The 20,428-nt window shown below is 59.7% G+C and carries 13 protein-coding genes; 5 read left to right on the top strand and 8 right to left on the bottom strand.

Annotated elements, in window-relative coordinates:
* Nucleotides 1–282 precede the first annotated feature (282 nt).
* Both ACIGHL_RS08035 and ACIGHL_RS08030 read right to left on the bottom strand, forming a co-directional pair.
* Nucleotides 283–1,371 (bottom strand): endonuclease/exonuclease/phosphatase family protein, encoded by a 1,089-nt coding sequence (locus tag ACIGHL_RS08035; protein ID WP_046161374.1) that lies wholly within the window; start codon nucleotides 1,369–1,371, stop codon nucleotides 283–285.
* Between the two features lie 230 nt (nucleotides 1,372–1,601).
* Nucleotides 1,602–3,221, bottom strand: coding sequence for a glycoside hydrolase family 5 protein (locus tag ACIGHL_RS08030; protein ID WP_320415309.1), 1,620 nt, complete (start codon nucleotides 3,219–3,221; stop codon nucleotides 1,602–1,604).
* Nucleotides 3,222–3,930: 709 nt separating this feature from the next.
* On the opposite strand from ACIGHL_RS08030, the gene ACIGHL_RS08025 reads away from it, so the two are divergent.
* The gene (locus ACIGHL_RS08025) at nucleotides 3,931–5,064 is read left to right on the top strand and encodes an aminotransferase class V-fold PLP-dependent enzyme (RefSeq protein WP_128121375.1); all 1,134 of its coding nucleotides are present in this window, start codon (nucleotides 3,931–3,933) and stop codon (nucleotides 5,062–5,064) included.
* Between the two features lie 570 nt (nucleotides 5,065–5,634).
* Here ACIGHL_RS08025 and ACIGHL_RS08020 read toward each other — a convergent pair.
* Entirely contained in the window at nucleotides 5,635–7,311 is a 1,677-nt protein-coding gene (locus ACIGHL_RS08020) for a putative bifunctional diguanylate cyclase/phosphodiesterase (RefSeq protein WP_128121376.1), read from the bottom strand.
* 247 nt (nucleotides 7,312–7,558) lie between these two features.
* On the opposite strand from ACIGHL_RS08020, the gene ACIGHL_RS08015 reads away from it, so the two are divergent.
* Nucleotides 7,559–8,149 carry a YqaA family protein gene (locus tag ACIGHL_RS08015; RefSeq protein ID WP_128121377.1) on the top strand — a complete coding sequence of 197 codons (591 nt, stop codon included), beginning with the start codon at nucleotides 7,559–7,561 and terminating at the stop codon, nucleotides 8,147–8,149.
* Nucleotides 8,150–8,201: 52 nt separating this feature from the next.
* Here ACIGHL_RS08015 and uvsE read toward each other — a convergent pair whose 3' ends face one another.
* On the bottom strand, nucleotides 8,202–9,227 hold the full coding sequence (uvsE, locus tag ACIGHL_RS08010; RefSeq protein WP_128121378.1) for a UV DNA damage repair endonuclease UvsE: 1,026 nt from the start codon (nucleotides 9,225–9,227) through the stop codon (nucleotides 8,202–8,204).
* 168 nt (nucleotides 9,228–9,395) lie between these two features.
* A complete protein-coding gene (locus ACIGHL_RS08005; protein WP_128121379.1) occupies nucleotides 9,396–11,225 on the bottom strand; it encodes an NAD(P)/FAD-dependent oxidoreductase in 1,830 nt (609 codons plus the stop codon).
* Nucleotides 11,226–11,642: 417 nt separating this feature from the next.
* Here ACIGHL_RS08005 and ACIGHL_RS08000 point away from each other — a divergent pair, with 417 nt between their 5' ends.
* The 3 genes from ACIGHL_RS08000 to ACIGHL_RS07990 all read left to right on the top strand — a co-directional run bounded on the left by ACIGHL_RS08000 (nucleotide 11,643) and on the right by ACIGHL_RS07990 (nucleotide 16,335).
* Entirely contained in the window at nucleotides 11,643–13,541 is a 1,899-nt protein-coding gene (locus tag ACIGHL_RS08000; RefSeq protein WP_216706827.1) for a sigma-54-dependent Fis family transcriptional regulator, read from the top strand.
* A gap of 103 nt (nucleotides 13,542–13,644) precedes the next feature.
* A complete protein-coding gene (locus ACIGHL_RS07995) occupies nucleotides 13,645–15,651 on the top strand; it encodes a DEAD/DEAH box helicase (RefSeq protein WP_128121380.1) in 2,007 nt (668 codons plus the stop codon).
* A 63-nt stretch (nucleotides 15,652–15,714) separates the two neighbouring features.
* The gene (locus ACIGHL_RS07990; protein ID WP_128121381.1) at nucleotides 15,715–16,335 is read left to right on the top strand and encodes a glutathione S-transferase family protein; all 621 of its coding nucleotides are present in this window, start codon (nucleotides 15,715–15,717) and stop codon (nucleotides 16,333–16,335) included.
* Between the two features lie 34 nt (nucleotides 16,336–16,369).
* Here ACIGHL_RS07990 and ACIGHL_RS07985 read toward each other — a convergent pair whose 3' ends face one another.
* The 3 genes from ACIGHL_RS07985 to ACIGHL_RS07975 all read right to left on the bottom strand — a co-directional run bounded on the left by ACIGHL_RS07985 (nucleotide 16,370) and on the right by ACIGHL_RS07975 (nucleotide 20,428).
* Nucleotides 16,370–17,131, bottom strand: coding sequence for an SIR2 family NAD-dependent protein deacylase (locus ACIGHL_RS07985; RefSeq protein WP_128121382.1), 762 nt, complete (start codon nucleotides 17,129–17,131; stop codon nucleotides 16,370–16,372).
* A gap of 420 nt (nucleotides 17,132–17,551) precedes the next feature.
* Complete coding sequence (locus ACIGHL_RS07980; RefSeq protein WP_128121383.1) at nucleotides 17,552–19,051, bottom strand: methyl-accepting chemotaxis protein; 1,500 nt, start codon at nucleotides 19,049–19,051, stop codon at nucleotides 17,552–17,554.
* Between the two features lie 129 nt (nucleotides 19,052–19,180).
* Nucleotides 19,181–20,428 (bottom strand): NAD(P)/FAD-dependent oxidoreductase, encoded by a 1,248-nt coding sequence (locus ACIGHL_RS07975; RefSeq protein WP_128121384.1) that lies wholly within the window; start codon nucleotides 20,426–20,428, stop codon nucleotides 19,181–19,183.

Genomic DNA, 20,428 nt, shown 5'->3' with positions numbered 1-20,428 from the left:
GGCGGGATACCTCGGCGGCTGCGCAGCAATCTGCGATCTGTCATCTTTACCAATAGACAAGCCCGTGCGGCTTATCCATCTGTATCTCCTCAGCGTAGACCTTCGCTGTGCGTTGATCTGGCGCATCCGGCAGATGACGCCTCGCCGATGATTGCTGGCGCTGGACTCTCACGAAACAATGCGACTGGCGTCTATGAGATCTGAAAGCGCTCGACCGCGCCTCCACCGATGCCGGACCGGTCTCCGGGGCGCTGCTCGAAGCCAGCACACGCGTCGCTGGGTTCAGTGTTTTTCCGGCTCCGGCACGTCGGACTCGCTGACCCCTTCTTTGCGGATCTTTTCCTCTGCTTCATCCTCATCTTCTGCGTCGCCCTGCAGGCTCTGTTGTTCGGGCGCTGGGTCATATTGCAATTCGACCAATACAGGAAAATGGTCGGAACCGAACTCGGGCAGGCGTTGGATGCGTACCAGCTGGAAGTGATGGCTGTGAAACAAGTGATCCAGCGGCCAGCGGAGAAACCAGTGCTGAGCGTGGAAGCTGTTGACCATACCGCGACCGACGCGTGGGTCCAGCAGGCCGCTGATCTTGCGAAACAGTCGTGTGTTGGGTGACCAGGCTACATCGTTGAGGTCGCCGGTGACGATGACCGGAATGTCTTCCAGATCGTCCCGAACGCTCTCGGCTACCACCAGCAGTTCGACGTCGCGCTCGGTTGATTCGTCGTTTTCCGTGGGGCTAGGCGGGGCGGGGTGCAGGAAGTGCATGCGGATTGCCAACTGATCATTCAGACGGACCTTGGCGTGCATAGAGGGCACATCGTCTTCGACCAGGAAACGGGTTTCCGCATTTTCCAACGGCAAACGGGACCAGACATGCATGCCGTAAAGGTTGTCCAGCGGGCACCGGCAGGAGTAGGGGTATTCGTTGCTCAGTTCCTCGAGCTGATCCTCCCACCATTGATCAGTTTCCAGCGTCACCAAGATATCGGGCCGGTGCTCGCGGACCAGCGCTTTGAGCTTGTCGGTCTGGCGGTTCGGCGTCAGGACGTTCGCCGCCATAACGCGTATGCGGGGTTTTTCGCTGTCAGGAACGGCTGTTTTCACCTCGGGACGCCACAAGCGGGTGTACGGGATGATCCACCAGGCCTGGTAGGCAAGGCACAGGATCGACAGAGCACTGATCAGGACTTGAAGCGGTTTGGCGTAAGACAGCAATAGCGCCTGAGCCAATAGCAATGCAAAGGCGAGTACGCACAGTTGCAAGCGGGGGAAATCGAGCCCGCGTACCCACCAGACGGGGTTCTTCCAGAGTGGTAGAAAGGTCAGCACGACCAGCAGACCAGTCGCTGCCAACAGGATTTCTTCCGTCATGACCGATCCTCGGTGCTATTCGGCGCGACGTCATATCGGCCGTTCGGGTAGCTGTAAGCAGGCATAACGAATTCGTCCCGTCTACGCCTTGATTGGTTCCGCTTGTTTTGTGATGAAGGGATGGAGAGCGCGTCGGCATCCTGCGGGCCCGCTGAGCAACGAGAGCCAACAAAAAAAGGCCTGACACGTAAAACATGTCAGGCCTTCGCTAGAGTGGCGGCCGGTTGAGGTTACAGCGGTTCGCCAATGGCTGCGCAGCTGTTCGGAGTCGCGGCATGCTTTCTCAGCACCGCTAGCTGCGGCTGCTCCGCGCCGCCCGCTACGTCGAGTGCAAGAATGTAGTTGCCCCACCATGGACCACCGGCCCAGTAGGTCAGCGGAACGCAGTTCTCGCGCAGATAGCCGAGCAGGTTATCCATCGCGACGATCGCATCGGGCGCATAGTTCGGTACGCCCATCTCGCCGATGAAGCCGCGCAGGTTGTTGGTCCTCAGCCAGTCCACGAAAGGTTTGGCGCGATTGATGCCGAGCTCCGGTGCGAAGGTTTCGGTCTTGTCCACGTACATCCCCGACGTATCCCGGTCGAGGTACATGTGGGCTTCGAAGATCAGGTTATTGTTCGGGTCGCGCATCCAGGGATCGGTGATGAGCTGGGTGTTCGATTGCGGCCAGTGCCAGGCGCTGGAGAACCGATCTCCGGCAACGTAGATCCAGTTAGTGCGGTCAACCTTGCGGATCTCCTTTGCAGCTGCCAGCGCAGCTTGCGGCCAGAGCCCTTTGGTGTTCGGCTCGTTCATCAGACCGTAGCCGCCGAGTGCTGGATGTTTGCCGACTTTCAGCGCGATACGCTTCCAGGTATTGGCGAACGACTGGATCGATACCGTTTCGGAGCCTATCGGCTGGCGGTAGTAACGATAGTAGTTATGCATGTCCAGCACGACCTTCACGCCATGCTTGTGGGCAAAGTCGAGCGATTGGGTGAGCAGTGCCAGTTGCGCTGTATCGAGCTCGGTGTCCAGCTTCGGTTGAATGCGCTCCCAGAGAAAGGGCAGACGCACCAGCTTCAAACCCTGCTCGGCGTATTTCTTGTAGTAGGACTCGGCTGGGTAGATGTAATTGGTCCCGTGTTTACCCGGCAAGACCGAAGGACCGAAGGCGGCGCCAGACAGCGCAACACCGACAAGGCGTACCGGCTCGATTGCCGGCAGCGTGACCTCCGCAATCGGCGCCGAAGGCGCGGCGGGCAGGATGACCGGAGCCACTACCAGGCTGAGTTTGTTCGGATAACCAATGCGATTGCCATCGAGCACGGGACCATCCATGAACACCGTAAGGGCGCCGCTGGCGGGCTTTACCGAGGTGATGGTGCGCACCTGACCGTCGGCCGTGCGTACCGATGCGCCAACTATAAAGGCAGCCTTGTTCTGCGCGGTTGCAGCGACCGAAACGCCCGCCGACGCACGCCAGGAGCCGTTCAGCCAGTAGCTGTTGGTGAATTTGTTGATCAGCGCCGCATGGCTCGACGAGGCAACCGGCGCGGGGCTCGGCTCGGCTGGCACGGGTACGGTGCTCGCCACGGTGCTCACGCGGAGCCTGTTGGGATAACCGACCAGATTGCCGTCGAGCACCGGACCATTCAGGAATACTGTCAGGGCGCCGCTGGCCGGTTTCAGCGCGGTGACCGTACGAATCTGCCCATCTGCCGTACGTACCGAGGTGCCGACTCGGAACGCTGTCATGTTCTGTTGAGTCGCGGCGACCGAAACGCCCGCCGAGCTGCGCCAGGAGCCGTTCTGCCAGTAGCTGTTGGTGAACTTATTGATCAATGCCGAGTAAGACAGGCTCGACACGCTCGTATCCACGGCATTCGCAGCGTAAGCGTCGCCTACAGGGAAAAAGCCCAACAGCGTGGCCAGGGCCATTGCAGGAATGAGGCCTTTACTGGGCCTCGGGGAAAAATGGTTAAACATCGGCTCACCGTGATCATGAACACCGAACTAGGTTTCGGTGTAGCGACAAGGGGAGGTTGATCAATAAGCGGCGCTGCAAAGGCAGGCGGTATTCCACAAACAGAACGAACCAATCAGTAAAACGACCAGGGCTGTGAAAGCTCCCGTTTCGTTTGCGTACTTATAATTTATTTTGACAATCGCTAAAACTTTTAACGATCGTGTATTGGCGCCAATAAATAGACTATCTCAGTAATTAATAGCAGTTTGATATTAAGTCGCCACGCTGTTGTCCATGCGTGCCGGTCTGGAGCCCTTCAGTTGTAAGGGCTGCGCGGATGATGGCGTCATTTTTTTGAATTAACCGTTAACGCTGTCTCCCTTCTAGCTAAGGAAGTAATCCGATAAACGGTAAGTTATTTGTTGAACTATTCTGAAATTCCGGTTGCTGGTTGCGCTGGGTTTCAGGGCAACGGCAGCTGTATGTAAGCGGCACTGGGTTCGAAGCGTTTCGCTGCAGGCGGCCGAGCTGGGAGGACGCTTTGGTTGTTGTAAAGCGCTCGAGGTTCGGGCAGGGTCAAAGTCAGGTCTCTATCTGCGGAGTCATTCCATGTCGGAGCTATACCCTCGCGTTGATCCCGATGGGCTGATCGAATATTCGGTCGTCTACACGGACCGATCGCTGAACCACATGTCCCGGTCGTTCCAGAGCGTGATGAACGACATCTCCAGCACACTGAAATCTGTCTACAACGCCCACTCGGTTGCAGTGGTGCCGGGCAGCGGCACCTTCGGAATGGAAGCGGTGGCACGTCAGCTGGCCCACGACCGCAACTGTCTGGTGATTCGCAACGGCTGGTTCAGCTATCGATGGACGCAGATATTCGACATGGGCCGGATTCCGGCGCAGTCAACCGTGCTGAAGGCGCGACCACTGGATCAGACTGCGCAAGCTGCGTTCACGCCGCCGCCTATAGATGAAGTGATTGCGAGCATTTCAGCCAACAAGCCGGACCTGGTATTTGCTCCCCATGTGGAAACCTCGTCCGGGATCATCCTGCCGGACGACTACCTGCGCGCAATCGGCGATGCTGTGCATGCGGTGGGTGGCCTGTTTGTGCTCGATTGCATTGCCTCCGGTGCGCTCTGGGTTGATATGCAGGCGAGCGGTGTGGATGTGCTGATCAGTGCGCCTCAAAAAGGCTGGAGCGCTTCACCGTGCTGCGCACTGGTGATGCTCAGCGAGGCTGCCCAGGCACGCATCGAGGCGACTCAGAGCAGCAGCTTCGCCTGCGACCTGAAGAAATGGCTGCAGATCATGCAGGCCTACGAGCAGGGCGGTCACGCCTATCACGCCACCATGCCGAGCGACGCCTTGGCGCGCTTTCGCGATGTCATGTTGGAAACTCGAGACTACGGATTTGAAGCCGTTCGTGCGCAGCAGCTGGAGCTCGGGCAGCGAGTCCGATCATTGCTGGCGCAGAAGGGCTTCAAGAGCGTGGCTGCCGCTGGGTTCGAAGCGCCTGGGGTGGTGGTTTGTTACACCGACGATGCTGGCATCAAGAACGGCAGCAAATTTGCCGAGCAAGGTCTGCAGATTGCCGCCGGTGTCCCGCTGCAGTGTGATGAGCCTGCGGACTTCCAGACCTTCCGCATGGGGCTGTTTGGGCTCGAGAAGTTAAAAAACGTCGACCGGACCATCGATATCTTGCAGGGCGCCCTCGAGCAAATCGTCGCCGGCTAGGCCCGTGCGGGTACAACGGGCAGGCGAAATCTAGACCGCTCGTCGAACAATCGGGGGCGTTGCGACTGATTCGCAAGCCGGTCGTTTCGGTGCGTGACGCGCGAGAGGGCTTGCGATTAGGGTCATAGCGAGGGGTAAGAGGTGCTAGAACCTGCGAGCTAGACACATTCCTGAAACAAAAATGTGTTTGCACGAACCGTTATGCTGGCTACGCTGGAATTGTACAAAGCTTATTACAACAAGAAAGAGGGGCTAACTATGACCAACAACCAGAATGCTCAGGTCGTTGCACTCGAGTTGTGGCGCTTTTGCGCTCACTGCGTTGCTGCCATCGTTGTTGTAGGAGCGGTACTGATTGGGTTCCTTGGATCATGGGAGCTGGGCCTCAAGGTCGGTGTCTTGCCGTTACTTGCACTCGTTGCAGCGGACATCTTGGCCAGACGGCGGGAGCATGACATTCAACTAAGGAATTCCTGACCACCTGCCATCCTGCGCGAGCTGGTGGAGGTTCGCGTAGGATATTCAATCATTCAAGATCATCATCGCGGGCACGTTTGCCATCCTTGTTTGTTATCGGTGCGTTAACTCGTAAAGGGTCGCCCAGTCAGACACCTGTTCTGCCGGCATGGGTGGCGCTATACCGTATCCCTGGACCAGATAGCACCCCATCGCCAGTAGCATTTTTTCTTGCAGGTCCGTTTCTACGCCTTCCGCAATCACTTCGCGTTCGAACGTCCGCGAGAGGTTGATGATTGCCTCGGATAAAGCGAGGTCGTCCTTGTCGTGAAGAATGTCACGCACAAATGACTTGTCGATCTTGATCGTTTGAGCCGGTAATCGCTTGAGGTAGTTGAGTGATGAGAAGCCCGTGCCGAAGTCATCCAGCGAAAAGGTGACCCCCATCTGCTGGCAGTCGATCAGGCATTGGCTGACGTGCTCAAGATTGTCGATGGCCGTGGACTCGACAATCTCGAGATCAAGTAACCGCGGTTCGACATCCGAATGCTTGGCAAGCAGGCGCTGCAATCGATCGACAAAATTGGGTAGCTGGAAATGCCGCGCCGCGATGTTCACGCTCGTCGGCCAATGATGTCCTTCTGCGTTCCAGATGCGCAGCTGGCATAACGTCTGTTCTATCACCCAGTCGCCGATATCTATGATGACATCGGTCCGCTCCACCGCAGGCAGGAACGCGTCAGGTGGCAATAGACCCAGCGCCGGGTGCTGCCACCGCAGCAGTGCTTCGAAACCAATTACCATGCCGTTGCGCAGGTTCACCTTGGGCTGGTAGTGCAGGCGCAGCTCATTGTTCTCCAACGCTTGTTTCACGGACTCTATGTTCTTGAAGGCTTCCTGCGTCTTCTGACTGATCGACACGTCAAAGAAGCGAAAGCGGTTACGACCGCTTTGCTTGGCTTCGTACATCGCTTGATCAGCATGGCGCAACAAGGTGTCGGGGCCTTCGTTGTCCTGTGGGTAGATGGTTACGCCGAGAGAGCCGGCAACCTTCATAACGTATCCGTCGATGTGGAAGGGCACGGCGATGACGTCTAGGACGCGCTGCAACGCAGCAGGAAGCAGCGTTTCATTGACTTGATCCAGCAGCAACACGAATTCGTCTCCGCCTAGACGCGCCAGAAGGTCTTCCGTGCGCAGTTCCCGCGTCAGCCGGTTCGCCACTTCGACGAGTAGCAAATCGCCCGTGGCGTGCCCGTAGCGGTCGTTCACCGCTTTGAAGCCGTCGAGATCGAGAATGCATACCGCAAGCGAACGCCCATGACGCTGCGCTGCCGAGATGGCTTGATGGAGCCGGTCGTGCAGATAGACTCGGTTCGGGAGTGCAGTGAGCACGTCGTGGGACGCACGCCACCGCATGGCCTCGAGTAACTCCTGCTTTTCCGTCACATCGAACCGGATCGAAATGTACTTCTCGACGTGTTGCGCCAGGTCGTCCTTGATTGGGACGATGGTGCTATTGACCCAGTAGAGCGAGCCGTCCTTGCGGCGGTTGCATATCTCGCCCTTCCAGATATGGCCACTTGAGATGGTGCGCCATAACGTCCGAAAGAATTCGGGAGGGTGCTGACCAGAATTGAGAAGGCGGTGGTTCGTGCCGATCAGTTCCTCCTTGGTGTAGCCAGATATTGCACAGAACTGATCATTGATATGAGTAATGGTCCCGCGGAGATCCGTCTCTGAATAGATCGCTGCTGCGTCTACAGCAGTACGATATTTATCGTCAGTCATCGGCTAACCATGCTAGCGACCTCGGGCTTAGGTGCACTCGAAACGATTGGGCCCCTTTGGATTAATACTGACTCGGCGCGGCAGGGAAAGTGCAGCGGGGGAGTAGGGTATTGGTTCTCTGCAGTGTAGCCGGCGTTACGGGCCTGGAAATCACGCCGGTTCAGGAACGGGTGGCCTGCCTGGAACTCCGATGAATAAGCGCAGCAGCAGGGCCGTCGTCCTGCCTATTCAACCCGGTAGTTCCTCTATGTCCCAACCCCGCCTGACCTCCGCACGAGCCTGGCTTGACCGCCTGGATAATTCCCGTCACGCCATGCCGCTGCTGTTTGCGGCGTCCATGATGGAGACGCTGCTCATCCCGATTCCCATCGAGGTGATTCTCATCCCCTGGATGCTCTGTCACGCTGACCGTAAATGGCGGATCGCAACGGTCGCGCTGGCCGGAAATCTCACAGCCGCCACGCTGGGTTACTACCTGGGTGTATTTGCGATGGATCAGTGGGGCGATACGCTGGTTGGACTGTTTGGCGGACAGGAAGCTTACGACGCGTTTGATCAGCAGTTCCGGGAGGATGGTTTCATGGCAATCCTGGCGATTGGCATCATCCCAATACCCTTCCAGATCGCCATGCTCGTGGCGGGCGCCAGCGCCTATCCGATCTTCCTGTTTCTGGCAGCCGCCTGTATCGCCCGGGGTGCCCGATACTACGGCCTTGCACTGTTGATCGCGGTGGCGGGCAGAGCGGCTTTGGATATCTGGAATCGCCATGCCAAGCCGATAGGCATCGCCGGGGGCGTACTGTTTGCGGTGTGGCTGTGGTTCAAGTGGGCGCCCTGAACCACTGCGCGAATTGCAATCACAGCCGCTGCATGACGCGGCAGGGAGACCGCTAGGCGGCGCGCCCCTCTAGGTACTCGCGGTAATAGTCCAGCGTGGCGAGATTCTTGTCCTTGGCTTCGAACATCATGTCGAAACGGTCGAGAAATTCACGGGCGTAGAGATTGGTCCAGCGATTCCACATGCGCTTGCTGTGGCTGTAGAGGTCGCGCTTGCTGACCTTTTCGAGCAGGGCTGGCATTTCAAGTTTCTCTTCAGCCGCGAAACCTAACGCCATCAGGGTTTCGGGCGGCTGGGAGTAATGCATCGTTGGCCTTACGCCGCGCCAGCTATCAATGATCTGCGCCACACGGGGCGCATGCGGGTCGATGTAGTGACTTTCATTGATCCAGCAGTGATGTATGTCCAGCACCACCGGCGCGAGGTCCGCGAGCTGAAGGCAATCATCGACACCGTAGGTTTTTTCTTCGTTTTCGAAGGTGATGCAGTTGCGTGCTTCCTGGGATAACCGCGGCCAGATCGCGCGAATGCCCTCCGCGCCGAGACGACCCGCGATGTGCACGTTGCACTTGAAGTCCTGGAACTGCCGGCCGAAGCCCATCATGCGGATCATGTCCGCGTGGTATTCGAACTCAGCCAGGCTGTTTTCTACAACCTGTGGTTTGTCCGAGCCAAGTACGCAGTATTGGCCCGGATGAAACGACAGACGGATGCCGAGCGCTCTGGCGCGATTGCCGATTCGAGCAAAATGCTTTTCGATCAGACCGCGTACTTCGGGCTGAAGGTAGAATTCCATTGCTTCCGGATGGCTGTAGAAAGGCAGCAGGTCACTGCTCAAACGCAGCATTCGCAGCGCGTCAGGCAGCGTTCCGACATAGTTCAGCAGCCGCATCTGGGCTTCCAGGTTGTGCTTGATGATGCCGTTCAGCTTCTCCCGTGCGACATCTCCGGAAACGCTGTTGAGCCAGCGAAGCGTGGTCGAGCGCGGATTGAATGCACGCTCGATGGCTTCCAGTTCCTTCAGCGACTCGCTGTGCCCCGGGTGACGGTACATGCAGGCGAAACCGATTCTGTGCATAAACGACCTGTGCAGGGCAGCGCCAAACGAGTCGGCACTGCAGAAGACTGTTCAATCAACTTAGTGTGCGACGCCCGTGAGGCGTGCCATGGATCAGACGAACGTAGACGCGCGGTGATTATGGCTGAAAAAGAAACGGGGCTCGAAGGCCCCGTTGCAAGGTTTGCATCAACCGCAATGGTAGCTCGGCGCCAGTTTGTAGACCGAAGTGTCCAGCCCCTCGAATCGGGCCTTCAATTGCAGCGCCAGATATAGCGAATAATGCCGTGACTGGTGCAGGTTGCCGCCATGGAACCAAAGGTTCTGCTGCTGCGTGGGCTTCCACATGTTGCGCAGTTCGCCTTCGTATGGGCCCGGGTCCTTGGTGGTGCCGGACCCCAGTCCCCAGCAACGGCCGACCTTGTCAGCGACATCCTGAGAGATCAGCTTGGCCGCCCAGCCGTTCATCGAACCGTAGCCCGTGGCATAGACGATAAGATCTGCCGGCAAGCGGCTGCCATCGCTGAGCAGCACGGCGTCCGCCTCGATCCGCTCGACGTTCAGCCCTGGTCCGCTCTTCAGCTTGATGGTGCCGTTGGCGATCAGCTCAGAGGCGCCAACGTCGATGTAGTACCCCGAGCCGCGACGCACGTACTTGAGAAACAAGCCGGACTCATCGTCACCGAAGTCGAGCATGAAGCCGGCAGCGGCGAGGCGATCATAGAACGCCTTGTCGCGCTCTTTTACCTGGTCGAAGGCCTGGCGATGGAACTCGGGCAGAACCTTGTAAGGGATGGATGCGAAGAGCATGTCGGCTTTATCGGTGGTCAGCCCGCTTTCCAGCGCATCCTCGGAGTAGAGCGGGCCGAAGACGATATCCATCAGCGAGTCGGAACGCACGATGTGAGTGCTGGAGCGCTGCACCATGGTTACCTCAGCGCCGTTTTCCACCAGATCGGCGCAAATGTCATGTGCCGAGTTGTTCGCACCGATGACCACGGCGCGCTTGCCGCGCCAGGCATCGCCGCCCGGATGCTGGCTGGAGTGGTGCTGCTGACCTGCGAAGCTTTGCGCGCCGGCATACACCGGGACATTGGGTACACCGGACATGCCGGTGGCCAGGATCAGCTGAGTGGGCTTGAGCGTTAGCGGCTTGCCGTCGCGCAGCACCTGCACGGTCCAGTGACCTTCGTTTTCATCGAAACTGGCGCTGACGCACTCGGTCTTGGCCCAGTAGTTGAGCTCCATGACCTTGGCATACATTTCCAGCCAGTCGCCGATCTGATCCTTCGGTGTAAACACCGGCCAATGTTCCGGAAACGGCAGATAAGGCATGTGGTCGTACCAGACCGGATCATGCAGGCACAGCGACTTGTAGCGACCGCGCCATTGGTCGCCGGGCCGCTCGGCTTTGTCGATGATCAGCGAGGGTACACCCAGTCGCTTGAGCCGTGCGCCCAGCCCCAGCCCGCCCTGACCGCCTCCGATCACTAGGCAATAGGGCTGTTCGGTGATGCCGATTGCGGCTTCTTCATCATGGCGCTTTTCCAGCCAGTTGCGCCGGTCGACACGGCCATGGCCGTGCTCGGCACCCATCGGCCTGCGGCGCCCGGTCGGCTCCTCGAAGCCCTTGAGCTCACGCATGGTGGTGAGCAATGTCCAGCACAGGCCGTCCTTCAGTCGCACATAACCTTTGCCGCGCGCGACTTCGGTTTCCAGGCTGATCCAGCCTTCCAGCACACCGTCAGCAAATGTCGCTTCACCTTCAAGTTTCCAGCTCTCCGGTTTGGTCTCATCAAGACGGGCTTCAAGTATGTCGCGGATATCGGCCTTGCCCTCGAGCGTGACCAGATTCCAGCTGAACAGGACCAGGTCCCGCCAATGGCAGTCCTCGGCAAAGAGATCGAGTGCGCCGTCGATGTCACGTTGCGCGAGGCGTTGGCCGAGGCGTTCGACCCAAGCGGCGAGCTGGGCAGTGGGCGTCTCGGCAGGGGTCATAGAGTCGATACTGATGTTCATGGGTATGTCCTTGCGAAGGTTCTTGTTATCTATGCAGCGTGCAGTCGTTCAGCGTTTCCACGAAGCCGGTTGGCATGCGTTGAAGCTGGATGCTGCTAGCGCAACCGCGCGGTGTCCGCTTGGGTCAGTCGATGGCCCGTTCAGGGGCGGGAAGCGAAAGGGGCATGGGATTCTCCTGATCATTGTTGTTGTGGTCGGATACCACATCGATCAGAGCAAAGGCCGGGCCAGGGATCGGGAACGCGCGTTGTAGACGGCTTCGTTGCACGGACCACGTCGCTGATGGAGCGTGGCTGTGTCAGATCTGACACAGTCGGCGGTGACAGTCTGTCTCATGTTTGGGACGGCATGCGCCGCGTGACCGATTGGCCTATGCTGGCGCAAACCGCTCATGAAACAGCGCGGAGAAAAACAACAATGACGTCACCGCACATCGCTCGGCATGCCCATCAGGTTCTCAGTTTCGGTGAAGGACTGAGCGCGGCCCATGGGCCTGCTTCCGACCCCGCCATCGCTCGTTCCTGGCGGCGCTGCCTGGATCAGCACCGTCTCGACCCAACGAGCGCACGCGCAACCTGCGTAGTCGAGCAGACGCGCCTGCGCGAGCACCGCGAACAGTTGCAGCAGGTGGTGGGTGTGGCGCACTGGCAGATGAACAGCCTGCATCAGCAACTGGGCGGCGCTGGTCATGCGGTCCTGCTGACGGATGCGCGTGGCGTAGTGATCGACAGCGTTTCCAGCGAGGCGGAGCGCACGGAATTCCAGCGCGCCGGCCTGTGGCTCGGAGCTGTATGGGACGAGGCGGTCGAGGGCACCAACGGCGTCGGAATGTGCCTGCTCGAACGCCAGGCCTTGACCATCTGCCGTGACGAACACTTTCGTGGCCGTCATGCCACGCTGACCTGCTCGGCCAGCCCGGTGTTCGATCCGCAGGGCGAATTACTGGCGGTACTGAACGTGTCATCGGCACGTGAAGAGCTGTCGCACCAGCAGCGTTTTCACACCATGGCGCTGACCAATCTGTCGGCGAAGCTGATCGAAAGCTGCTTTTTTCTGCAGCATTGCGAGGGCGCCTATCTGCTGCGCTTTCACGCCCAGCCCGAATACATCGGTCTGCTCAGCGAAGGGCTGCTGGCGTTCGATGGCGGCGGCCGAATAAGCGCCGCCAACGATACGGCACTGGGGTTGCTTGGTGCTCGTCGTAACGCCTTGCTGGGGATGTCGCTGGAGCAGGTGTTGGATATTCGCCTGGACGAACTGCTGCAACGCGCCACGCCGCAGCCAGGCACCTGTTGGCCGCTTCGCACACTGGACGGCCAGCTGCTGCACGGCCAGCTACGCGGTCCGAAGATGCGCGTAATCCAGGCTCGGGGCCAACGCGCGGATCCACAAACAGCGGGGTTGTGCCTCGAGGACCCGTCTCTGCGAAACCGCTTTCAACGAGCGCTAAAGGTCATGGAGCGGGACGTGCCGGTGCTTCTGCACGGCGAGACTGGAACGGGCAAGGAGGCGTTCGCCGCCGCTCTTCATCGCGCCAGTTCGCGGGCGCAAAAGCCGTTCGTTGCGCTTAACTGCGCCGCTATTCCGGAAACGCTGATCGAGAGCGAGCTGTTCGGCTATCGCGGCGGCAGTTTCACCGGGGCACGCAAGGAAGGCATGGCGGGCAAGCTACAGCAGGCCAACGGTGGCATTCTTTTTCTCGATGAGATCGGTGACATGCCGCTGGCCCTGCAAACCCGGTTGCTGCGTGTATTGGAGGAGCGCCAAGTCGTACCACTGGGCGCTGTCGTGCCGACGCCGCTGGACGTGCGGCTGATCAGCGCCAGTCACCGCGACCTACAAGGATTGGTTGCCGAAGGGCGCTTTCGCGAAGACCTTTTCTATCGTCTTAATGGACTGACCGTGGAGCTTGCACCGGTACGAGCGCGCAGCGATCGTGACGCGTTGCTTGATCACCTTACCGAGAAGGAAGCACGAGGGGAGGCTGTACAGCTGGACGACAGGGCGCGTCAGCTGCTCCTTTCTTATGGCTGGCCTGGAAACGTTCGGCAGATGCGCAACGTGCTCAGAACCTTGATCGCCTTGGCCGAGGACGGTTTTATCGGCGGCGCTGACGTTGAGGCTGTGCTTCCTGCATACCCGCCGTTGACGCTGCACGAGCCAGCCCAGGATCCGCTGGGTCAGGCCGAGCGCGAGGCCTTGTTAACGGTTCTCGACGCGCGCCAGTGGCATGTCAGTCGTGCTGCGCAGCAGCTGGGGATCAGCCGTAACACGCTGTACCGAAAACTGCGCAAGTACGGAATCACTCGAAGCTGACCCGGTACTGCGGGAACACTTGGCGGGCTTGTCGCCTGGAGCCCAGCCCCAAGGCAAAAAGCCGTACCATATCGGCCACCTGTCTAGCTCCGGTTGGTTGTTCATGCTGTCTGCCGTCAAGCGCTACAAGCTGCTGGTTTCCAGTGCGCTCGCGCGTTGTTTTCCGCGTACCTCTGCGTACGTTCAGTCCGAAGATGATCTGATTCTGCGTCGCTGGCCGGACGCCGGGGTGAAGTCCGGCGGCAAGTCGGGGCATCCAGGCAAAAAGGTCAGGAAAGCCAAGTCAGCCGCTAAGCCAACGCGCCGTACAGATGCGGCTGCCAGTACCGCGCCCAAGGTTGCGTCCAAGCCCCGAACGAAGGCGCGCAAGCCGGCCGGTGACGGTATCTACGGCCCTGCGAAACTCTCCGTGAACGAACAACAGATCCAGGCCATGCGCCTGCGAGTAGGGCGGGCGGTGGACGCTGGCGTGATCCGAGCGCCGTCCGACGAGCAATGGGCGATGATTCTTGAAGAGTCGCCAGCAACGCGGATATTCGCCGGGGCGGGCTCGGGCAAATCCACGACGCTGGTGTTGCGCGTGGTGTTCATGCTCTGCCACCTGGACATCCCGCCCGAGCGGCTCACCGTGATTTCCTTCACCAATGCCTCCTGCGCCGAGTTGCGCGAGCAACTGGTCCGAGTGCTGGGGTTCTGGAATTTCGACTTTGATCCGGCCCGCGCACGTCAGTGCGTTCGTACCTTCCACTCGGCCATGGCAGTGCTGGCCAAGGACCTGCTCGGCAAGCCGCAGTGGTTCGAACAACTGGACGAGAAGGGGGCTTCGCCCACAGAGCTGGACAACCCGCTCACCGCGTCGCGCTTACGGGCCGGCCAGTTGCGGTTGCTGAAAGAGGCGTACCAGCGCTGTTACGCCGAAGACCAACGTTTCCGAGAGCTTGTGCATGCCTTGCTAGGTCTCGCTCCGCCGCCTGAGTCCGGCACCCGGCGAGCGGTTCCGCGTGCACCCCTGGACGGCTGCAAGCTGGCCGGTGAGTTCAGAACAGCGCCGTTGTTCGAGGCGTTTTATGCCCAAGCCGGCTTCATCGAAAGCATCGGCATTCGCATCGACCAGATTCAACTGACACGGCTGGCGTGCAAGGAACCCGAGCGTAACTTCATCGAAGCGCTGCAGCTGTTCTGGCGGCAATTCCAGAGCGCTCTGGAAGCCCAGGGATTGATGACGTTCAACGGTGCCTTCCAAGCCCTCACTCAGCAGCTGAACGGCGGTGGCAAGGTTTCCGACGATGCGCTGGCGCCGTTCAGCCATCTGCTGATCGACGAGTTTCAGGATATATCGCCACAGATCGTTCAGTGGCTGCAGGCGTTGCACGGCACCCTTGCGAGACAGGGTGAAACAGTCAGCCTGATGGCAATCGGTGATGACTGGCAGTCGATCTATGGCTGGCGGGGCAGTTCGCCGGAGCTTTTCATGGACTTCGACAAGTACTTCCCGGCCAAGGGTGGGGCGAAGCAAAGTCGGACGTTGGTGCTGGAAACCAACTATCGTTCCATCGAACCGGTAATCCGCGACGGCGAAGCCGTGCTGGCAGGCGTTGCGGTCAAACAGGCGAAAGCCAGCAAGGCGAGCCGCCCAACGCAGCCAGGCGATCACGGCGTGAAGCTGATTACCCGTTTCGATATCAAGACCCGTCTGCCCGATCTGATCCGCGATATCCAGACCCAGTGCGAGCACGTCGCCGGGCTGCCAAACCCCGACCGCAATGCCGTACTGGTTCTCAGCCGTCGCAACGAGCCCTTGCGTGCCATCGAGGCGCAGCTGGATCGCAAGCTGCCGGTCAAGGCATACACCATCCACCGCGCCAAAGGCCTGCAGGCGGAAGTTGCGATCATCGTCGATGACTGCCTGCCGAGTGAACGCCACCCGCTGCGCAGTGCGTTGTACGCCTACAGCGGCTTCTTTCGGAACAGCTATGACCAGGCCATGGCGGATGAAAACCTACGGCTGGCGTACGTGGCAATCACTCGCGGGGTAAGCCGGGTGTTCTGGTACACGCAGAAAGCGCAGGGTGCGACGCGGCTGCTTGCTGACAAAGGTAAGGCCCGTTAAGCAGCGGCAATTTACAGCTAGGGTTGAGCGTTGACTGATCGATTAAGAACAGGAGCGAATCGCATGTTGAAACTCTGGGGCCGAGCGAACTCGACCAACGTGAAGAAGGCGCTCTGGTGCCTTGAAGAGCTGGATGTTCCCTACACACGAATCGATGCAGGCGGCGCCTTCGGGGTCGTAAGCGACGCAGACTATATCGACAAGAATCCCAACCAGCTGGTGCCATGCCTGGAAGACGGCGCGTTGGTGCTGTGGGAATCCAATGTCATAGTTCGCTATCTGGCCGCTCGTTATGGGGAAGGAGCGCTCTGGAGCGCAGACCCTGCCGAGCGCGCGGAGGCGGACAAATGGATGGACTGGGTCACCTCGTCGCTGGCCGCTCCCTTCCGCACGGTGTTCTGGAACATGGTGCGCACTGCGCCGGAGCAACGTGATATGCCAGCAGTACAGGCGGCAATCGGCGAGTGCGCAAGGTTGTTGGCTATCGCCGACCAGACCCTATCAAAACAACCCTATCTGGGTGGCGCCTCGTTCGGCATGGGCGACATCCCGCTGGGCTGCTTCGCCTACGCCTGGTTCGAGATGCCCATCGAGCGCCCGGACCTACCGCACCTGCGCAGCTGGTATGAGCGACTGCTAGAGCGGCCGGCCTATCAGGCGGCGGTGGTCACGCCACTGACCTGAAACGCGTGGATCTGCAGCCAGGCAGGCACGGCGCTCAGCGGTCACCAAAGGCTAGATCGACCAGTTGTGGCAGCTGCTCACCAGCAAGCCCTGCCAACGCAAATTCCCGCTCGCTCTGATCGGTATTTGGCTGCGGGTTGACGTGGACCACTACGGCTCCGGCCCGCCAGGCCAGTCCCGGGACTTCAGCAGCGGGGTAGACCATCCCGGAAGTGCCGACCGAAATGAGCAGATCGCAGTTCTCTGCGGCAGCGAAGGCGGTATTCAGTGCTTCGGTCGGCAGGCTTTCGCCAAACCAGACGACGCCGGGGCGCAGCTTTGCGCCGCAGGCATTGCAGCTCGGCGGCTCCAGTCGGCGTCCACCTTCTGGCTCGTCCGGCATGCCCAACGGTGTGTCGGGGCGCTCACCGCAGCTGAAACAACGTGGCTGATGCAGGCTGCCATGCAGGTGAATGACGTCGGTGCTGCCCGCGCGCTCGTGGAGGTCGTCGACGTTCTGGGTGACAAGCGTAAGGCGAGGGACGTGGCGGGCCAGTTCGGCAATGGCCACGTGCGCAGGGTTCGGCTGGGCCTGCAGCACCTTCATCCGACGCCACTCATACCAACCCCAGACCAGAGGCGGATCGGCCTGGAAGGCTTCGGGCGTTGCCAGCGATGCCGCGTCGAAGCGCTCCCATAACCCGGTGAGCGAGTCGCGAAAGGTCGGAATACCACTTTCTGCCGACACGCCTGCGCCTGTAAAAACCACAACGTGCCTGGCGCTGCGCAGCGCGTCGACCAATGAGGCTGGGATCATGAGCTGACTCCTCTGTGCGGCAATGAGCTGAAAGCGACCAATACCATTCAAGGCACCCAGGTGCCAAAAAAAAGACGGTCACTCCATAGCGACTGCCAGTGAGGCCATTCGTTACTCAAGCTCCAACGTTTCAGAGTATCGGCGTCGCCACGCTCGTGGTAATCGCTATGGGCGCAGGCATAGGCAAGACGACTGCATCGTTGGTAGATGCTGCGGACCGTCGCTTGTATGTCGCCAAACGTAGAGGACCGGACCAGGTAAGCGTCGCGGACCTGGACTCACGCACTGTTCGGGAATGACCGCTCCCTGAGGTTTGATGGCGGCTTCGTACGGCTGATGTGCCGGACTGTAGTCACTCCCGAGGGACTGATAGCAGGCAAGGCCGCGGACTCCGGTGTATAACCGAAGCCCTGATTTCATTTATGAACGAACGGCGAAGCGTCCGCTGAGCGTGCCCAGTCGTGAGGCCAGCGCTGTCAAGCCAACGCTGTCCTGCTCCAGCTTGCTGGCATCTACAGCGTTCTGCTCGGCGATCTGCTGAACGCTCTGCAGGTGGCTGGCGATATCCGCAGAAACCGCAGTTTGCTCATGGGTTGCGGCGGCGATCAGCTCGTTCATATGGCTGATGGATTCGATCTCCTGCGCCATGGATTCCAGCAGAACCGTTGTGTGCTGGCTGTCTTCGACGCAACGGGCCACGCTCTGCCGGCTGACCTGCATCGAATCGGCGGCTTTGCGGCTGCTTTGCTGCAGGCGCGTGATGATCTCTTGAATCTCGCGAGTAGAAGTCGCCGTTTTTTGCGCGAGGTTACGCACCTCATCGGCAACCACCGCGAAGCCTCGACCTTGTTCCCCGGCCCGAGCGGCCTCGATGGCGGCGTTCAAGGCAAGCAGGTTGGTCTGTTCGGCGATGCTACGGATCACTTCGAGCACGCGCCCGATCTGCTCGGACTGGACGGCCAGGTCTTGCATGACCTCGTCGGTTCCGTCGATGCGCTGCGCCAGCTGGACGATTTCCTGACGGCTGGTCGCGACCGACTGCCGGCCCTGTCCCGCCTTCGCGTTTGCGGCTTGTGCCGCTTGTGCCGCCCGATCGGCATGACCGGCAACTTCTTCGATGGCGGTCGACATCTGCTGCATTGCATCGACCATCTGTGCGGTTTCGCCCAGTTGTAGATCGGCACCGTCGCGCATTTGCCGGGTTGCGGCGCTCAGGCTGCCAGCCGTCCCGTCGAGGCCGCGCGCATCGATTACGACCGCACTGACCAATTCGGACAGTTGATCAAGCAGCTGATTGAACCGCTCGCCTACCGGTCCGCTGGCTGCGGAGCGATGGTGGAGGTCGATCCGTTCAGGGTTGCGGGTGATCTCTGCCGCAGCGCTCAGCAGCGCTTCGCCTTCGCGCGCTTCGGCGTTGCCGCGTATCGCCAGATAAATGAGGATGGCACTCTCAAGTACCACATAAAACGCATGCAGGAAGACTTCACCCCAGGTGCCATGGGGCATCAGGAACACCTCGGCACCCTGCTGCTGTAGTGCAAAGAACGCCAGGTGATGCACCGCGATGGTTGCAGCAGCCACGACGATGGGCAGCCAGTCCCGGTAATACACCAGGAACGCGAGCAGGGCGAAGATGCCGAAGTGCATCTCCAGCATGCCGTGCTCCTGGTTGATGTGCAGCGCTGACATGACCATGAACGCAGCGCCGATGAGGCAGCGCATCAGCCGCTCGCCTGAAATCAGTGCGTTGAGCACTGTCATCGCGAGTGCGGTACCGCCACCCACGACGATGGCCTGTGCCCAGCTGCCGCTCATTGCTGCCAAACCGAGCGCGTAGACGAAGAGAAACCACAGCACGCCAAGCATGATTCGATCGGCCTTGCGGTAGTGGTCTTGCATGGTGAAGGTCGGGCTGTTCATCGGATACCTCTCGTAAAGCGCTCGGGCGCGCATCGCTATATCGGCTGGTTTTGAATTGGAACTCAGACCGCTCATCGGCTCATGGCCGGTTCGTGGCATGGAAGACTCGGGGTGCTGTGTGGCTGGCGCTCAACCCCAGTTGCCCAGCGCATCGGCTACCCGCATCGCACTGACCACGCCGTCTTCATGAAAGCCATCACCCCAGTAGGCGCCACAGAAGTAGCTGTGATTCGGGCCGCACAGTTCATCGGCGCGATTTTGTGCAGCGATTCCGTCCAGGCTGTATTGCGGATGAGCGTATGTGTAGCGCCCGAGAATCCGCGAAGGGTCGATGAAGCGGGTCTGGTTCAGGCTGAGGCAAAACGTTTCCGGCGCTTCGATACCCTGCAGCAGGTTCATGTTGTAGGTGACCGCTGCCAGCTGCTCGCCCGGACTGCCGAGGCGGTAGTTCCAGCTGGCCCACGCCAGCGGGCGCTTTGGCAACAGCCGGGTATCGGTGTGCAGCACCACGTCGTTATCGGCATAACGAAGTGCGCCCAGAATCTGCTGTTCGGCCGGGGTCGGTGCATTTAGCAGCCTCAACGCCTGATCGCTGTGACAGGCAAAGATGATTTTGTCGAAACGCTCGGCACCCTGCGCACTGACGACCGTCACGCCTAGGCGATCGCGGTTCACTTCGAATACCGGGCAGTTGAGCCGGACGCGCTGGCTGAAGCCCTGTGTCAGCGGTTCGACATAGGCGCTTGATCCACCTTCGATCACATACCACCGGGGCTGTTGGCTGACCGGCAGTAGCCCGTGGTTCTTGAAGAAACGAACAAAGAACAGCAACGGGAAACCGAGCATTTCATGCAGCGACATCGACCAGATTGCAGCCCCCATGGGCGCGATGTAGTGATCGATTAAACGTTGGCTATAGCCGCCCCAACGCAGGTATTCGCCGAGCGTGACGTGCGGGGCTATGCGTTGATTGGCATAGTCGTCGAGGCTCTCCTTGTTGAAGCGCAGAATGTCGCGAACCATGTTCCAGAAGGAGGGCGACAAGAGGTTGCTGCGCTGGGCGAAAAGAGTGTTCAGGTTATTGCCGTTGTATTCCAAGCCGGATAACGGATCGCTGACCGAGAAGCTCATTTCGGTCGGTTTGAAAGCCACGCCGAGACGCTCGATCAGTTCGATGAAGTTAGGATAGGCCCGTTCATTGAATACGATAAAGCCGGTATCGATTGCGTAATCGCGACCCAGCAGACTGACGTCTACCGTATGCGTATGTCCGCCAAGCCAGCCAGCTGCCTCGAATAGGGTGATGTCGTGCTCGCGATGCAGCAGGTGCGCGCTCGTCAGGCCGGAGATACCGCCTCCGATGATCGCCACTTTCAT

Origin of the sequence: Pseudomonas sp. NPDC077451 (genome assembly GCF_044543345.1) — a bacterium.
Taxonomy (GTDB): Bacteria; Pseudomonadota; Gammaproteobacteria; order Pseudomonadales; family Pseudomonadaceae; genus Stutzerimonas.
This window is presented reverse-complemented; position numbering and strand designations above follow the sequence as displayed.

What these genes read in the sequence shown, in the direction of transcription:
- ACIGHL_RS07985 (WP_128121382.1), bottom strand. Translation starts at nt 17,131, where the DNA reads ATGATCCCAGCCTCATTGGTCGACGCGCTGCGCAGCGCCAGGCACGTT.
- ACIGHL_RS08015 (WP_128121377.1), top strand. Translation starts at nt 7,559, where the DNA reads ATGTCCCAACCCCGCCTGACCTCCGCACGAGCCTGGCTTGACCGCCTG.
- ACIGHL_RS08025 (WP_128121375.1), top strand. Translation starts at nt 3,931, where the DNA reads ATGTCGGAGCTATACCCTCGCGTTGATCCCGATGGGCTGATCGAATAT.
- ACIGHL_RS07980 (WP_128121383.1), bottom strand. Translation starts at nt 19,051, where the DNA reads ATGAACAGCCCGACCTTCACCATGCAAGACCACTACCGCAAGGCCGAT.
- ACIGHL_RS07995 (WP_128121380.1), top strand. Translation starts at nt 13,645, where the DNA reads ATGCTGTCTGCCGTCAAGCGCTACAAGCTGCTGGTTTCCAGTGCGCTC.
- ACIGHL_RS08000 (WP_216706827.1), top strand. Translation starts at nt 11,643, where the DNA reads ATGACGTCACCGCACATCGCTCGGCATGCCCATCAGGTTCTCAGTTTC.
- uvsE (WP_128121378.1), bottom strand. Translation starts at nt 9,227, where the DNA reads ATGCACAGAATCGGTTTCGCCTGCATGTACCGTCACCCGGGGCACAGC.
- ACIGHL_RS08020 (WP_128121376.1), bottom strand. Translation starts at nt 7,311, where the DNA reads ATGACTGACGATAAATATCGTACTGCTGTAGACGCAGCAGCGATCTAT.
- ACIGHL_RS07990 (WP_128121381.1), top strand. Translation starts at nt 15,715, where the DNA reads ATGTTGAAACTCTGGGGCCGAGCGAACTCGACCAACGTGAAGAAGGCG.
- ACIGHL_RS08035 (WP_046161374.1), bottom strand. Translation starts at nt 1,371, where the DNA reads ATGACGGAAGAAATCCTGTTGGCAGCGACTGGTCTGCTGGTCGTGCTG.
- ACIGHL_RS07975 (WP_128121384.1), bottom strand. Translation starts at nt 20,428, where the DNA reads ATGAAAGTGGCGATCATCGGAGGCGGTATCTCCGGCCTGACGAGCGCG.
- ACIGHL_RS08005 (WP_128121379.1), bottom strand. Translation starts at nt 11,225, where the DNA reads ATGAACATCAGTATCGACTCTATGACCCCTGCCGAGACGCCCACTGCC.